This is a genomic window from Bradyrhizobium huanghuaihaiense (genome assembly GCF_007830635.1).
In the GTDB taxonomy this organism is placed as follows: domain Bacteria; phylum Pseudomonadota; class Alphaproteobacteria; order Rhizobiales; family Xanthobacteraceae; genus Bradyrhizobium; species Bradyrhizobium huanghuaihaiense.
The window spans coordinates 129,472-144,108 of the sequence record NZ_VLLA01000019.1; the positions used below are offsets into that span (position 1 = coordinate 129,472).

At 65.5% G+C, this 14,637-nt stretch carries 11 protein-coding genes; 6 read left to right on the plus strand and 5 right to left on the minus strand.

Going from position 1 to position 14,637, the window contains the following annotated elements; all coding sequences use genetic code 11:
- Nucleotides 1–2: 2 nt before the first annotated feature.
- The 4 genes from IQ16_RS30995 (at nucleotide 3) to IQ16_RS31010 (ending at nucleotide 3,478) form a co-directional block, all read left to right on the plus strand.
- Nucleotides 3–896 (plus strand): MBL fold metallo-hydrolase, encoded by an 894-nt coding sequence (locus IQ16_RS30995; protein ID WP_018645950.1) that lies wholly within the window; start codon nucleotides 3–5, stop codon nucleotides 894–896.
- An 11-nt stretch (nucleotides 897–907) separates the two neighbouring features.
- Nucleotides 908–1,876 carry a Bug family tripartite tricarboxylate transporter substrate binding protein gene (locus IQ16_RS31000; protein WP_018645949.1) on the plus strand — a complete coding sequence of 323 codons (969 nt, stop codon included), beginning with the start codon at nucleotides 908–910 and terminating at the stop codon, nucleotides 1,874–1,876.
- 110 nt (nucleotides 1,877–1,986) lie between these two features.
- Entirely contained in the window at nucleotides 1,987–2,526 is a 540-nt protein-coding gene (locus tag IQ16_RS31005) for a VOC family protein (RefSeq protein WP_018645947.1), read from the plus strand.
- A gap of 139 nt (nucleotides 2,527–2,665) precedes the next feature.
- Complete coding sequence (locus IQ16_RS31010) at nucleotides 2,666–3,478, plus strand: class I SAM-dependent methyltransferase (protein WP_018645946.1); 813 nt, start codon at nucleotides 2,666–2,668, stop codon at nucleotides 3,476–3,478.
- A gap of 37 nt (nucleotides 3,479–3,515) precedes the next feature.
- On the opposite strand, the gene IQ16_RS31015 is transcribed toward IQ16_RS31010, so the two are convergent.
- Together IQ16_RS31015 and IQ16_RS31020 are read right to left on the minus strand one after the other, a co-directional pair.
- Nucleotides 3,516–5,078: a L,D-transpeptidase gene (locus IQ16_RS31015; protein ID WP_018645945.1), complete on the minus strand. Its 1,563-nt coding sequence runs from the start codon at nucleotides 5,076–5,078 to the stop codon at nucleotides 3,516–3,518.
- 276 nt (nucleotides 5,079–5,354) lie between these two features.
- The gene (locus IQ16_RS31020; RefSeq protein ID WP_018645944.1) at nucleotides 5,355–6,791 is read right to left on the minus strand and encodes an oligosaccharide flippase family protein; all 1,437 of its coding nucleotides are present in this window, start codon (nucleotides 6,789–6,791) and stop codon (nucleotides 5,355–5,357) included.
- Nucleotides 6,792–7,053: 262 nt separating this feature from the next.
- On the opposite strand from IQ16_RS31020, the gene IQ16_RS31025 reads away from it, so the two are divergent.
- Entirely contained in the window at nucleotides 7,054–8,142 is a 1,089-nt protein-coding gene (locus IQ16_RS31025; protein WP_018645943.1) for a glycosyltransferase, read from the plus strand.
- Nucleotides 8,139–9,206: an endo-1,4-beta-xylanase gene (locus IQ16_RS31030; protein ID WP_018645942.1), complete on the plus strand. Its 1,068-nt coding sequence runs from the start codon at nucleotides 8,139–8,141 to the stop codon at nucleotides 9,204–9,206. The genes IQ16_RS31025 and IQ16_RS31030 overlap by 4 nt, the downstream gene beginning before the upstream one ends.
- A 20-nt stretch (nucleotides 9,207–9,226) precedes the next feature.
- Here the strand turns inward: IQ16_RS31030 and IQ16_RS31035 are convergent, their stop codons facing one another.
- The 3 genes from IQ16_RS31035 to IQ16_RS31045 all read right to left on the minus strand — a co-directional run bounded on the left by IQ16_RS31035 (nucleotide 9,227) and on the right by IQ16_RS31045 (nucleotide 14,533).
- Nucleotides 9,227–10,177, minus strand: a complete 951-nt coding sequence (locus IQ16_RS31035; protein WP_018646179.1) for a DUF6492 family protein — start codon at nucleotides 10,175–10,177, stop codon at nucleotides 9,227–9,229.
- A gap of 94 nt (nucleotides 10,178–10,271) precedes the next feature.
- Nucleotides 10,272–11,066: a protein-L-isoaspartate O-methyltransferase family protein gene (locus IQ16_RS31040; RefSeq protein WP_018646181.1), complete on the minus strand. Its 795-nt coding sequence runs from the start codon at nucleotides 11,064–11,066 to the stop codon at nucleotides 10,272–10,274.
- Nucleotides 11,063–14,533: an ATP-binding protein gene (locus tag IQ16_RS31045; RefSeq protein ID WP_018646182.1), complete on the minus strand. Its 3,471-nt coding sequence runs from the start codon at nucleotides 14,531–14,533 to the stop codon at nucleotides 11,063–11,065. The genes IQ16_RS31040 and IQ16_RS31045 overlap by 4 nt, the downstream gene beginning before the upstream one ends.
- Nucleotides 14,534–14,637 lie beyond the last annotated feature (104 nt).

Consider the following 14,637-nt stretch of genomic DNA (forward strand, 5'->3'; position numbering starts at 1 on the left):
GCATGCGGCAGGTGAAGATCGGCAGCATGCGGGTCGATCTCGTCAGCGAGATCCCCGCGCTTCCTTTTGAGAAGACCTGGCTGTTCGCCAACGTCACCGACGCAGTGATCGCGGAGAACCGCAGCTGGCTCGATCACCGCTATATCGAGCCCGAGACCGGCCGCTTCATTCTCAGTCACCACTCCTATCTGGTCCGCACGCCGCGCTGGACCGCCATCGTCGACACCTGCTGCGGCAATCACAAGCATCGGCCGCGCGTGCCGGCATGGAATAACCTAGATCGGCCTTATCTCGAAAATTTGCAGGCGCTGGGTGTTGCCCCCGAACAGGTCGACTTCGTGATGTGCACGCATCTGCATGTCGATCACGTCGGCTGGAACACGCGGCTCCTCGACGGCCGGTGGGTGCCGACCTTCCCCAACGCTCGCTATCTGATGGGGCGCGAGGAGTACCGGCATTTCGAGGCCGCGCACAATGCGGCGCCGAAGAGCCCGGTGAACCACGGCTCGTTCGAGGATTCCGTGCTGCCGGTCGTCGCCGCGGGCCTTGCCGAATTCGTCGAGACCGATCATCGCCTGTTTGGCGATCGCAAAGCCGCCTTGCGTTTCGCGCCGGCTCCGGGCCACACCGCCGGCAACATGCAGATCCATCTCAACGGTGGCCACGATCACGCGGTGATGTCGGGCGACGTGATCCATCATCCGATCCAGTGCGCGGCACCGTGGCTGTCGAATGCCGCCGATATCGATCCGGCCGCGGCGGTCGCAACGCGGATGGCGCTGCTGGAGGAGCTCGCGGACACGCCGAGCTATCTGCTCACCGGCCATTTTCCGGCGCCGACCGCAGGCCGCGTGATCCGGCACGGCGAGGCCTATCGATTTCGTTTCGAAGATTAAGGAATGCCATCATGATGCTGCGCACTGTCACGCTTTCGTTTCTCGCATTGCTATTGGCCGCACTGCCGGCGCGAGCGGAAGACCCCGCCGCCTACCCCACGCACAAGATCAAGATGCTGCTGCCCTATGCGGCCGGCGGCGGGGGCGACGTGGTCGGCCGGCTGCTCGCCGACAGGATGGGCAAGACGCTCGGACAGAGCATCTATATCGAGAACCACACGGGAGCAGCTGGCACGCTCGGCACACAGATGGTCGCGACCTCGCCGAACGACGGCTACACCATCACCGTCGGCGGCATGACCACGCATGTGCTGGCGCCGGCGATCTATCCAAAACTGCCCTACGATTCGATCAAGGATTTTACGACGATCGGGCGCGTCGGCGTCTCCTCGATCATCCTGGTGGCGACCAAGGATTTTGCCGCCAACGACATCAAGGGCCTGATTGCACTGGCGAAGAAGGGCGAGCCGATCCAGTACGGCAGCTGGGGCATCGGCTCGACCGGACAGTTCTGTGCGGAGATCCTGATGCAGCAGACCGGCATCAAGATGGAGCACGTGCCGTTCAACGGCATCGCCAAGCTTGCCGGCGACCTGCTCGGCGGCCACATCTCGCTGGCGACGCTGGACGTTGCGACCGCAACGCCGCTGGTAAAGGACGGCTCGATCAAGGCGCTGGCCGCCTGCGGCGAGCGCTCGCCGAGCCTGCCTGACGTCGCCAGCTACAAGGAGCAGGGCGTGCCGTTCGACCGCAGCCTGTCCTGGGCGATGTACGCGCCGGCGGGTCTCGCCGGCCCCATCGCGAAGAAGCTGTCGGCGGCGCTGCAGGACGCGCTCGGCGATGCCGAGGTCAAGGAGAAGCTGCTGAAGCTCGGCATCACGCCGCAATTCGTCCCGGGCGAGGAGCAGCGCGACATCAACGCCCGCGACATCGCGGCCTGGAAACAGGTTGCCAAGGACGCAGGGATCGAGGTCAAGTGAGCAGGAACGTGGCGGGAAGCTTGCACGCGGCCATCCTTCGAGACGCCCGCCTGCGGCGGGCCCTCAGGATGAGGTCCAGCAGTGAATAGATTGAGAAGAGGAGCGCGGGCATGAGCCGCATCTTCGGCGCGGTACGCCAGAATGGTTACGTGGTGCGGGACATCCACGCCGCGATGAAGCACTGGATCGAGGTGATGGGCGTCGGCCCCTGGTATTACATGGACCGGGTGAAGACCGACTGGTTCCGCCATCGCGGCCAGGACTCGGCGGTCGAGATGAGCATTGCGCTGGCCAATTCCGGCGATCTGCAGATCGAGCTGATCCAGCAGCGCAACGACGCCCCCTCGCTGTACAAGGAGTTTCTGGACGCCGGCCACGAAGGGCTCCAGCACATGTCGTACTGGAGCCACGACTATCAGGCGCTCTACGACAAGGCGATCGGGCTCGGCTACAGGATCGGCCATGAGGGCCAGATCGGCGGCGACAAGGGACGCTTTGCCTATTTCGACACGCAGGCGCATCCGGGAACGGTGATCGAGATATCGGACATCAGCGGCACCAAGGGGCCATTCTTCGAGAAGGTCCGGCAGGCGGCCTTGAGCTGGGACGGCACGCGTCCGATCCGCGAGGTCGGCGGCGGGAGATCGTAGAACCGATCGCCGGCCGGCGATGTTGCTCCGAGCGCGCAAGACGCGGCAGGAACCGGCGCGATTTACGTCGTTGCTGGCACGACAGAGAAGAAAACCATGCTAACTTGAGCCTCGTGTCCGAACCTTCAGCGAGGCAAGCATGTCCGACACTGACAAGGTTTTCGCCGGCTCGATTCCGAAAATCTATGACGAGTATCTCGTCCCGCTGATCTTCTCCGTGTATGCGGAGGACATCGCACGGCGAGTCGCCGCACGCTCTCCCTCCGTGCTGCTCGAGATCGCCGCGGGCACCGGCGCCGTGACGCGCGCGGTCGCGGCGGCGCTGCCGCGCGGCATCCGTTATGTCGCGACCGACCTGAACGAACCGATGCTCGCGGTCGCCGCGCAGCGCCAGACGGATGACGATCGCATCACCTGGCGCCAGGCGGACGGAATGGCCCTGCCCTTCGGCGATGCCGAGTTCGATGTGGTCTGCTGCCAGTTCGGCGCGATGTTCTTTCCGGACCGCGTCAAGGCCTACGGAGAGGTGAAGCGGGTCCTGAAGCCGGGCGGCACGTTCGTGTTCAACGTCTGGGATCGCATCGAGGACAATGTGCTCGCGCACGAAGCGACGGTCGCGCTCGCAAAGCTGTTTCCCGACGATCCGCCCCGTTTCATGATCCGGACGCCGCACGGCTATCACGACAAGGCCGTCATCAGGACCGATCTCGAACGTGCGGGTTTCCGCGACATCTCGATCGAGACGCGATCCGAGATCAGCCGCGCACCGTCGGCCGAATACGTCGCGATCGCGCTTTGCCAGGGCACGCCGCTGCGCAGCGAGATCGAAGCCAGGGACGCCGGCAAGCTTCAGGCTGCAACCGATATCGTTGCCGAGGCGCTCCGGGCGCGCCATGGCTCCGGAGCGATCGACGGCAAGATCCAGGCGATCGTGATCGAGGCGCGTCCGTAGTTGCGGGCTTCGGTCTGGCAGTCCGAGGCCGCGCGCCTTACCACCAGTTCCGCTGCATCGGCTGCGTCGATTGATAGTACTGGTACCCGCCGCGCTGCCGGCGTGGATTGACCGGTTGCGCGTACGGATCGCGCTGCTGGAAGAAGTAGCCGAAGCCGTTGCCGCCATTGTCCCAGCCGTCATCGCTGGCAATGTCCATCGACGGCGCGGTCGGCTTGCGCGTGATGAAGCCGCCCTGGGGATGGTTGCTCAGCACCGCGACGAACTCGGTGCGGTAGTTGGTCTCGCTGCTCAGCGGCTCGTCCGAGATGATGATCGAGGAGCGCGGCAACGCGGTCGGTCCGACGCGATCCCACACCTCCTGCGGGATGGTGATGCGATCGAGCGCGTTCTTGGCGTCGTCGCCGCTTTCGATCGTGACCACGCTCCAGCGCAGGCCCGTGTCGGTCTTCGCCATCGCCGTGAAGATGTGCGTGCCGAGCGGCTGGTCGGGATTGCGGATTGTGACGGGGACCTCGATGCTGGTGTCGAACACCTCGCCGCCGCCGTCCGGCGCCGGCTTGTGCGTGTTCCGCCGCACATAGAGCTTCTGCGTCGCGCGGCTGATATAGACCGAGACCGGCTCAAGCGCGAGTTTTGCGTCGGTCGCGGCCTTCACCGCGTCGGCCTTTTTGGTGGCTGCAATCTTCGCGGCCTCTTTCGTGGCGGCGACGGCGTCACGCTTCGGCTGCGCGGCGGCCTTGGCGGTGTCGAGCTGCGTCGTGGCATCGGCGGCCTTGGCCGCGGCTTTCTGCTTCAGCTCCTCGGCCTTGGCGCGGGCCTGATCGGTCTTTGCATTTGCAAGCGTTTTGTCAGCGAAGGCGAGCTCGGCATCGGCGCGGGCCTTCTGCTGCTCCAGCTTGCGCAGCGATGCCGGGAGCGAGGCCGCCTCTTTCGCGGCCGCGGCCGCAGCCTTCTTGGTCTCGTCGGCGGCCCGTGTGGCTTCCTCGGCTTCGAACGAGAGCTTGTCGGCCCGGCTCGGCACCGCGGCAATAGCCTCCCGCTTCGGCACGAACAGCGACGGGTGCGAGAAATCGACCGGCGCTGCGTCGTTCGGCGAGATGATCACGCGCATGCCGATGTTGGTCTTGTCGAACAGGTTCTCGGCAAAGCCGAACGGCATGCGCACGCAGCCGTGCGAGGCGGCATAGCCGGGCAGCGGCCCGCCATGCAGCGCGATACCGTTCCAGGTGATGCGCTGCATGTTCGGCATCCAGGCATCGTCATACATGGTCGAGCGGTGGTCCTTGTCCTTCTCGACGATGGCGAAGATGCCGGCCGGCGTCTCGCGCCCGGTGGTGCCGGTCGAGACCGGCGCACGCAGGATCCAGCCGTCGGCGTCGTAGAAGGTGACCTGCTGGCTCTTGATCGACACGATCGCCATGATCGGCTCGCCCGCTTCGCGCTGCGCCACCGCCTCTGCCGCCTGGCGCGCCTGCTTGGCTGCGGTCGCCGGGCCGAGGGTCGCGAACGCGACCATCGCCGCCAGCGTCACAATTCCGGGAGGCCCCCAACGCCGCATCGCCACGGTGGATTGCGCCGTTGTCATCAGGTTTTTCATGCCATCCTCGGTCGAAATGCCAATCCGCGCGTGCCGTCAAATGTCAGTTTGCGATCTCTAAATTAAGAAATCACAGCCGCCATACGTTCCGTCTGTGGCGAGATTCGGCACGATCCGGCGGCAAATCTCTCATATACGAGGGCCCGAACGGGCGGAAGGGCGCTTCGGCCGAGGCTGGTCCGGAGCTGGCGGTCCACCGCTGCGGCAGAATGTCCGGGGTCGGGCGGTGGTTGGCCTGGCCTGACGGGCGGCGGGACCACGCCAGACAGGGGCACGCTAGACGCCCAGCGCCTTCCGGTTGAAGGTCCGCAGGACACGAAGCGACAGCGTGCGCACATTCGCGACGTTGAGCACCCAGGCCACTGCCGCGTAAGCGAGCCCGCCGGCAAGGCTCACCATGGTCAGCGCCACGAAGCCGGTGCCGCTGGCCTGCGTGCGCGCGAGGAGGATCGCAGCCGCCATCGCCGCTGCGGAGACGGCCACGCCGGCAAGGCGGCTCGCGTCGAACGGCACGGGATGGGCGCGGTGCATCAGGACGACCGCAACGACGAAGCCGATCACCTCGGTCGCGAGCGTCGCCAGCGCGGCGCCATAGATCCCGTAGCCCGCCACCAGCGCGAACATCAGCGCCACGCTCATCACCAGCGTGAGGAAGGACTGCGCCGCCAGCATGAAGGGACGCTCGGCGAGCTGAAAGCTGATTTGGACATAGAACTGGTTGGCGATGCCGAACAAGCGCGCGAGCACCAGGGTCGGCAGCAGTGCCGACACGCCGGCGCGGAAATCGACGCCCACGAGCGTGCCCGCAACCTCGTCGGTTGCGAGCGCCAGCCAGATCGCGACTGGCGCGACGACGACGAGCAGCAGCTCGAGGCTCTCGGTCAACCGCGCGCGCGTCGTCTCCTTGTTGTTCTCCGACAGCGACCGGAACACCAGAGGCACGGTCGCCGCGGCGACGCTGGACGCGATCATCACCATGAACTGGCGCGGCAGGTCGGCGGCGACGCCGAAGATGCCGGCGGCGTCCTTGCCGAGGAGATAGGCGACGATGAGACGGTCGCAGCTCGAGTACAGCGCGACCGAAAGCCCGGCCAGCGTCAGCGGAAGGCCATAGCGCGCGAGCTGCATGAACTGGCTGTGCTGGAAACGCGAGATCCTGCTGCGGTCACCGACGAGATTGAGGATGATGCCGGTGAGTGATCCCAGGCCAAACGCCGCCAGCAGGCCGAGGCCGCCCCAGCCGAGCCAGATGCCGGCGAGCCCGAAGCCGACGCTCGCCACGCTGCGCACGATCGAGATCGCGGCGAAACGATACGGACGCAGCTTGGCGCGCTCGAATTCCTGTCCGACATCGACCGCATTGGCCATGATCGCAACGAACATGCTGGCAAGCAGCAGCTCGACACTGACATCGCTGCGGAACAGGAACACGAGCGGCGTGGTGGCGCAGAGCACCGCAACCGTGAGCCCGAAGGCGACCATCGCCGTGCCGCGAAAATCCACCTCCGCCGACATCGCCTGATAGCGCGACACCGACAGCTTGATCCAGGCAAAGAAGATAGCGCCGAGAATGCCGGCAAGGCTGATGCCGACGACATAGACGCCGTATTCCGCCGGGCTCAGCAGCCGCGTGTACGCCGTGACCGCGAAGAAGCCCACCGCCGCCGGCAGGATGTAGGCCACGAGGTAAATCGAGAAATGGCGATTCAGCATGCGAGCACGGGACCGGAGGCGCCTTGAGGATTAACGAAGCGTTAAAACAGTTGGCCTTTGCTGCGGCCATCGCACTGCGCCGCCAGCACCGACCAAGATAGTCGCATCAGCCTGCAAATCGGATCGCGAATGAAACGTCTCAGCGGTTATCGCGCGTTAGCGTTAAATTTGCCCTGTCCTTGTAGGAACCGGCGGGATCACAGAAAAGAAGCAATAATATCAAAAGGTCGCCCGACCCATCCGATGCGTGGACGTGACTGACATGGACGTTGCCGAACGAACACGGGCGCACCCGACCTCCCGGCCGCATGGCGGCACCGACGCGCCGCTCGTTCCGGCGGATTTCGGCATGCAAAAGCGCGACAGGATGGTCCTCAATCTTTTCTTTGAAGAGCGGGACGACCGCTGGTTTCCCGGTGACCGTCACATCCGGCCGCTGCTGCGGCGCCTGGTCAAGGGCGAGTCCTTCATTAGCGGACAGCGGCGCGTCCTTCTCAATCTGTGCGCGGGCCTCGACCGGCTCGGCATCCGCTACCGCGTCAACGACTATCGCTACATCCAGAAGCACCCGGAGGAGCTCGCCTGCGTCATCGGGCGGCCGTTCGTGCTCGACTGGTTCAAGTGGAAGAACCCGCTCCTGCTCGGCGTCGCCATGTATGACCACCCGGTCGATGCACCGGAGCGCCTGAACGACCTGCAGGTCAAGCGCGTGCTGGTGCCGTGCAAATGGTACGCCGACATGTTCCGTCCGCACTGGCCCCATGTCGACGCCTGGCCCGTCGGCATCGACACCGACCTGTGGACACCGACGCCGGCCGACCGCAAGAGCGTGGACGTGCTGCTCTATGACAAGGTTCGCTGGGACTACGGGCGATACGAGTCCGACCTGATTGAGCCGATCCGCAGACATCTCGAGGCCAGCGGCCGCACGGTCGAGGTGATCCGCTACGGTCACTACAAGGAAGACGACTACAAGGCGGCGCTGGCGCGTTGCCGCAGCATGATCTTCCTGTGCGAGCATGAGAGCCAGGGCATCGCCTGCCAGCAGGCGCTGTCGAGCGGCGTTCCCGTCTTTGCGTGGGATCGCGGCGGGCCGTGGCAGGATCCGAAGTATTTTCCGCACAAGGTGCGGTACGAGGGCGGCGTATCCTCGGTGCCTTATTTCGACGCGCGCTGCGGCATGACCTTCATCGACGCGGCCGGTTTCGTCTCCGGCTGGAGCGAGTTCTGGTCGCATGTGAGCGCCGGCGACTTCGCGCCGCGCGACTACGTGACCGAGAATCTGACGCTCGAGAAGGGCGCGCTTCACTATTACCAGATCGCCGAAGCCGTGATGCAGAACCACGCGTGACCAGGCTCGACAGACGCCAGTTTCTCCTCGGCAGCGCCGCGACGCTCGCGGCGGGCGTCTCTGCGTCAGCGTTACCGGCTTCGAAGCTCGCCCAGCGCCGTCAGGGCTTTGGTGCGGCGGCCACACTCTGGGACCTGCAGGCCGACCCCAGGCTCGGCGAGGCCATCAGCACCTATTGCACGCAGGTGGTGCCTGTGCTCGAGCTGAAATGGCCGATGCTGCGGCCGGACGCGCACACCTTTGCCTTCGAGCGTGCCGATGCCATCCTGGACTTCGCGCAGGCGAACGACCTGACGATGCGCGGACACACGCTCGCCTGGTATCACGACATTCCGGACTGGACCAGGCAGATCAAGGACGCCAAGGGCGTCGAGCGCACCTATCGCGACCACATCGGCACCGTGGTCTCGTATTACAAAGACAAGCTGACCTCGTGGGACGTCGTCAACGAGCCGATCCCGGACAATCCAAAGGGGATCACCGACCGGCGCGATACGTTCTGGACGCAGCATCTGGGCAAGAGCTGGATTCCGCTGGCGTTCCGCACGGCGGCCGCGGCCGATCCATATGTAAAGCTCGCGATCAACGAGTACGACATCGAGTTGGTGAAGGACTCCTTCATCGCCAAGCGCGCGGCCTACCGCAACCTCATCATGGAGCTGCTCGACCAGGGCGTTCCGCTGCACGCCGTCGGGCTGCAATCGCATCTGCATGCCGAGCTCGAGATCGACACGCATGGGCTCGCCGAATTCGTCACCGAGCTGCGCTCCTGGGGCCTCGAGGTTCTCGTCACCGAGCTCGACGTTGACGATCAGAAGCTGACGGGCGGTCCCGCGGAGCGCGACGCCATCGTCGCCAAGCGCGTCGACGATCTGCTGACGGCCGTCTCTGCCAGCGGCCCGGTGCGCTCGATCCTGACCTGGGGCATCTCCGATCGCTACAGCTGGATCAACGGCACCTTCGCCCGCAAGGACAAGCAGCCGAACCGCCCCTTGCCGCTCGACGGCGAGTTCAAGCCAAAACCGTTCATGGACGTCATAAGCAAGTTCACGAAGGACGTCTGAAGCTAGCGTGTCTTGAAAGGCTAGCGTGTCTTGGGCGTCTCGAACGCTTGTGTGTCCCCGATCTGATCGGGAGCCAGACTCGGACTGCGCCTGTCAGCCGAGTTCAGCCTGAAGACGTCGCGGATGTCCTCGATCGAAGTCGACGAATAGGACTGGATACAGAGCGCGACCTGCTCGGGGGAAGCGGCGCGAATCATCGCTTCGATCGCCGGGCGGTCGAGCCGGGTGTCGTCCCAATGCGACACCGCGATGCTGTCTTCCGTCACCCGATGCCCTGCCAGATGATTCGGCGAACTGGCGACGAAGTTTCCGTAAAGCAGATACTCCGAGAATTTCTTCTTCCGGCACAGCGCCAGAGCCCAGCTCAGGCCCGTTGCCGATTTGATGGCGTCGGTCATCGCGCGCGCGGTGTCCTTGTCCCAGACCAGCGCGTTGCCGACATAATCGTCGGCCGGGAACGCGCGCTCCGTGACACCGAGAAGCTGATCGACGGTGCGCAGCCACAGCACATGCAAGGGGTGGCCGGCGTCGATGCCCTTGCGCGTAACGAAGAGCGGCGTCTTCTCGCCGCCGGCATACTGGCCGACGTCGAACTCGCGGAAGAACAGATTGTCCGAGTCGAGGATGCAGACGCGCTGCTCGGGCGCGTTGAGGACGCCGGCGATCTTCAGGATCTGCTGGATGTGCCAGCCGTGCACGGGCGACGACAGCAGCGACAGCCAGACGCGTCGTTTGCTGATGAACTGCAGCGCCGGCGGCAGCGCGAACAGCCATTTCGGCAGGTAACGCGAGGCCGGAACGATGACGCGCTTGTCGGACGCAAACCGCGCGAACAGCGGCACGTCCTCATCGTTAACGAGAACATAATGCCGCGTATATCCCGTCAGCCAGGTGTCGATGCTCTCGCTGAGCAGCGAAAAACGCTCGATATCCTTGGCGTAGCTGGCGGTCAGCAGGGCAACGGAATGCATGGGCGCGCTCGAATGGCGATCAGGCCGCACTCATAGCCGCACCGCGAGGTGCTGGAAACTCACAAACGGAATCAAGGTAAAATGAAACGAAGAATTAGCCATCCGACGGCAGCCCCTGCTCGAGCCCGCGAAAGCGCAGCGGCGCGAGGGCTGAGGCGCGCTGCCACCAGTCGGCGACGCGGTCGTCGAGTGCGGTCACACCGCGGCCCTGGCCGGGGAAGATCCGGATCTGCTGCACCGCCTCGGCCTCGAACCCCTTGCCCCTCCGCGTGATCTTGATCACCGCGCCCTCGCGGTCCCGCTGCGTCAGCGGCACCAGGAGGCGGCCGCGCGGGCGGAGCGACTGGAGCCAGAGCGGATGCGGATGCGGAAAGCCGGCGTGCACGATGATCACGTCGGCAGGCTCTGGAATCTCCTCACACCCATCGCCATGGAACACCTCGACGTTGCGATAGGGGCGAAGGTAGTTGGCGGCACGGTACGCCAGGCGCTGGTCGCAATCGACAGCCTGCACCCAGCCTTTCGGGCCGACCAGCTTCGACAGGATCGCGGTGAAATAGCCGAGGCCGCAGCCGATCTGCACGACACGGTCGCGCTCCTTGATGTCGAGCACGTCGATCAGATGCGCCCACAGGCTCGGCAGGCCCGTGTCGAGCCTGCGGCGCGCGTCGATCGCGACCAGCACATTGTCATAGAGATGAACCGGGTCGGCGTCCGGCGTCAGCCGGTAGCTGCGCGCCGCCTCGCTCTTGATGCGCCAACGGCCTCTGGGCAGAAAATCTTCGCGCGGAACGGCAGCGAGCGCTTCGAGCAGGCGCGGCGAGGAAATCCTCTCGCGCTTCGCAATCATCCCGGCATAGCGCGCACGCGCGGCGGCAAGATCGCTCATCTCGCCGCATCGGCCTGTTCACGGACCGGCACATCCGCATCGAGCTCGTTGACCAGCTGCATCGCCTGCTTCAGGTCCGGGGTGTAAAAACCCTCACTGAACCTGTTGACGATCGGCACGAGCAGGAGACGCGCGTGCTCACGCTTGCCGGCCTGGTGCGACAGGCGTGCCAGGCTGACGGCGGTACGAAGCTCCCAGGACAGCGCGCCCTGCTTGCGTGCGACATCCAGCGACAGGCCGAACAGCTCCTCGGCCTCCTGTACCGAGGCCGGGTCGCCGTCCGACAGCGTGATCTCGCCTTGCAGGCGATAGACTTCGGCGAGGTAGGAATGATCGCCGGTCCGTCTGGCGGTCGCGAGCGCGCCGTCCAGCGCGCGCAAGGCGGCATCGCGCATCCCGACCTTGGCATAGGCTTCAGCCAACAGGCAGCGGAACCAGCAGCCGGCGAGCCAGGAATCCATCGCCTCGTATTCGTCGAGGCCGAAGCGCATCTGGCTGAGACCCTCGTCGGCCTCGCCGAGCTGCGTCAGTGCCCATCCGCGCAGGATCGCGGCCTGCTGCTTCCAGTGCAGGAAACCGTGTTCGGTGGCGATGATCATGGCGCGGTTGGCGTGGTCGCGCGTGCCCTCGACGTCGCGCAAATGCTGGCAGAGATACGCGCCGAACACGAGTGCGAAGGCGAGCGTGAACGGATGGCGGATCTTCTCGGCATTGGCGATCGCCTGCTCGCTGTGCTGGCGCGCCGCGTCGGGCCGGCCGAGGAACCAGAGCAGATAGCCGAGATAGGACAGCGAGACGACGCCGGGATCGGTGCCGTGCCGCTCCATCAGATCGGAATGCAGGTCGGGGCTGTAGAGGTTGATGCAGCGATGCAGATGATGCTGCGAGGCGGCAAAGCGGCCGCGATAGAGCATGGTCATCGCGATCGAACGGTGCGCCTCGATCAGATAGCCGGTCTGCTGCGCCGGCTGCGACCGCTCGTTCAGCCGCTCGCGCTTGGCGAATTTCAACAGCTCGACGCTGAGATCATGCGCGCGGGTGAGATCTGCGCGGATGAAGTGGCAGACCCAGAGGCCGCGGGTCGCGGCGAAGGCCTTCTCGTCGTCGTCGAGCTGCTGGCCGAGCTCGAGCGCGCGGGTGTAGTTCTCCTCGACCTCCTGCACCGCGTAGCCCTTGGCGGCGATCAGCGCGTTGCCGAGCGCGATGCGCAGCTCGAGCTCCATCTCGTCGCCGCCCTGCATGCGCGCATTGGCCTGCACGACGCTCAAGCCGCGGCGCAGATGGCCGATCGCCTCCAGATTGGCGCCGCTCCTGGCCGCCTGCTTGCCGGCCTTGAGCCAGAAGCTCGCGGCACCCTCGCTCTGGCCTGATTCGGTGAGGTGATGGGCCAGCAGCTCCGGCTCGCGATCGGTCTTCTCCGGATACATCTCGGCGAGCACCTGCGCGATGCGCGCATGCAGCTTGCGGCGCTCGCTGTGCAGGAGGCTCGCATGCGCGGCGTTCTGGATCATCACGTGCTTGAAGGAGTAGAGCGCGTCCGGCGGATGGCCGCGCCGCATGACCAGCCCGGCCTCCTCCAGATGATTGAGCGCGGCCTCGATCTGCTCCGCCGGCGTATTGGCGACGGCCTGGAGCGTCTCGTAGGAGAACTCGCGGCCGATGGTGGCGCCAATCTGCGCGATCCGCTTGAACGGGCCCATCCGGTCGAGCCGCGCCATCAGCGAGTCCGTCAGCGTCGCCGGGATCGCCAGCTGCCGCCACGGGCCTGACAGCACGTAGCGCCCGTGCCGCTCGGTCAGGAGATTGGATTCCAGAACGGTCTTGGTGAGCTCTTCCAGGAACAGCGGCACGCCGTCGGTCTTGACGATGATCTCTTCGACGACCTCCTTCGGCAGCTCCCTTCCGGCAACGCGCTCGACCAGCGTCGTGCGCAGCTGCCGGCTCAGGCGGTTGAGCACCAGGGTGGTGATGTGCGAATGCGCGTTCCAGCTCGGCTGGAATTCGGAGCGAGCGGTGATGATGACCAGGATCGGCCGGTTCTGCACCCGGTCGACGAGCAGGTCGATCACCTCGCGGGAGGTCGGATCGATCCAGTGCAGATCCTCGAACGCGATCACCAGCGGCATCTCGCGCGCGAGGCCGAGGAAGTGATTGACCAGCGCCGCGACGGTCGCATCCTTCTGCTGCTGGGGCGACAGATCGAGCGGCGGATAGCGGTCTCCGGTCGGTATCGACAACAGCCCGGCAAACAGCGGCGTGACCTGCTCGATGTCGCCATGCGCGGCGGCGATCGCAGTCTCCAGGCTCGCCAGCGACAGCGCGGAGGCATCCTCGCGGTCGAGGCCGAGGGAGAATTTGAGCTGCTCGGCGAACGGATAGAACGCGGTGGAGGTGTAGTAGGGCGAGCACTGGAACGAGACCTGCGCATGCCGGTCGCCCGATATCCGCTCGAAGATTTCCTGGATGATGCGCGACTTGCCGATGCCGGGTTCGCCGAACTTGACCACGACCTGGCCGTCGCCCCCCTTGGCCTGCTGCCAGCGGCCCATCAACAGCGCAATCTCCTCCTCGCGGTTGACGAGCGGCGTCAACCGCGCGCCCATCGCGGCGGCGAAGCGGGTTTCCACCCGCGAGGCGCGCACCACATGCCAGGCCTGCACCTTCTCCGAGATGCCCTTCAGCGCATGGACACCGAGACTGCGGTAGTCGAACTTGCCCTTCAGCAGCGACTGCGTCGAGGCGGAGATCACGACGCCATTGGGCGGCGCCAGGGCTTGCAGGCGCGCGGCAAGGTTGACGGTTTCACCAACCGCGGAGTCGCGTTCTTCGGTGCCCTGCCCGACGAGATCGCCGACCACCACGAGACCGGTCGCGATCCCGATGCGGACGGCCGGCGAATGGGTGAGCGCGCCGCGCGGCTCGATCGCCCGCGCGGTCGACAGCACCCGCACGATCTCGAGACCCGCACGCACTGCACGCTCGGCGTCGTCCTCATGTGCGGTCGGATAGCCGAAATAGACGAGGATACCGTCGCCGACGAAACGGGCGGCAAAGCCCTCGTAATGCTTGACCACGCGGACGCAGGTCTCGCGGAAGCTCGCGATCATGTCGCGCACGTCTTCCGGATCGAACTGCACCGAGAGAGAGGTGGAATCGACCATGTCGCAGAACATGGTGGTGAGCTGGCGCCGTTCGGCCCCGACCTCCGTCCGGGTCTGCGGGCGTGCCGCCGCGGCCGGCGGCTCTGCCGTTTCAGCCTGGAATAGAGCCGCCATCGCCCGCTGGAGCCGCTTGCGATCGCCAAGCGGCAATCCGAGCTCGACCAAGTCGGATTCCGTGAGATCCCCCAAGACGTCGAGATCGAGGCGGTGCTGTGCGAAAAGGTCGGAGTAGTGGCCGAGGCCGACGCCCTCAAGCCAGCGCTTCAGCCCGCCTTCCGTTGCCGTGCCCGGCTCATTCTCCAGCATGGTGATTCTGCCCGACCTTCACTCCGTCGAAGGGCTTTGGGGCCCCTCAACCACAGATTTTGGGGCCCGAACTTCACCTCAGACTGGACGCGTTCCCTAACTCT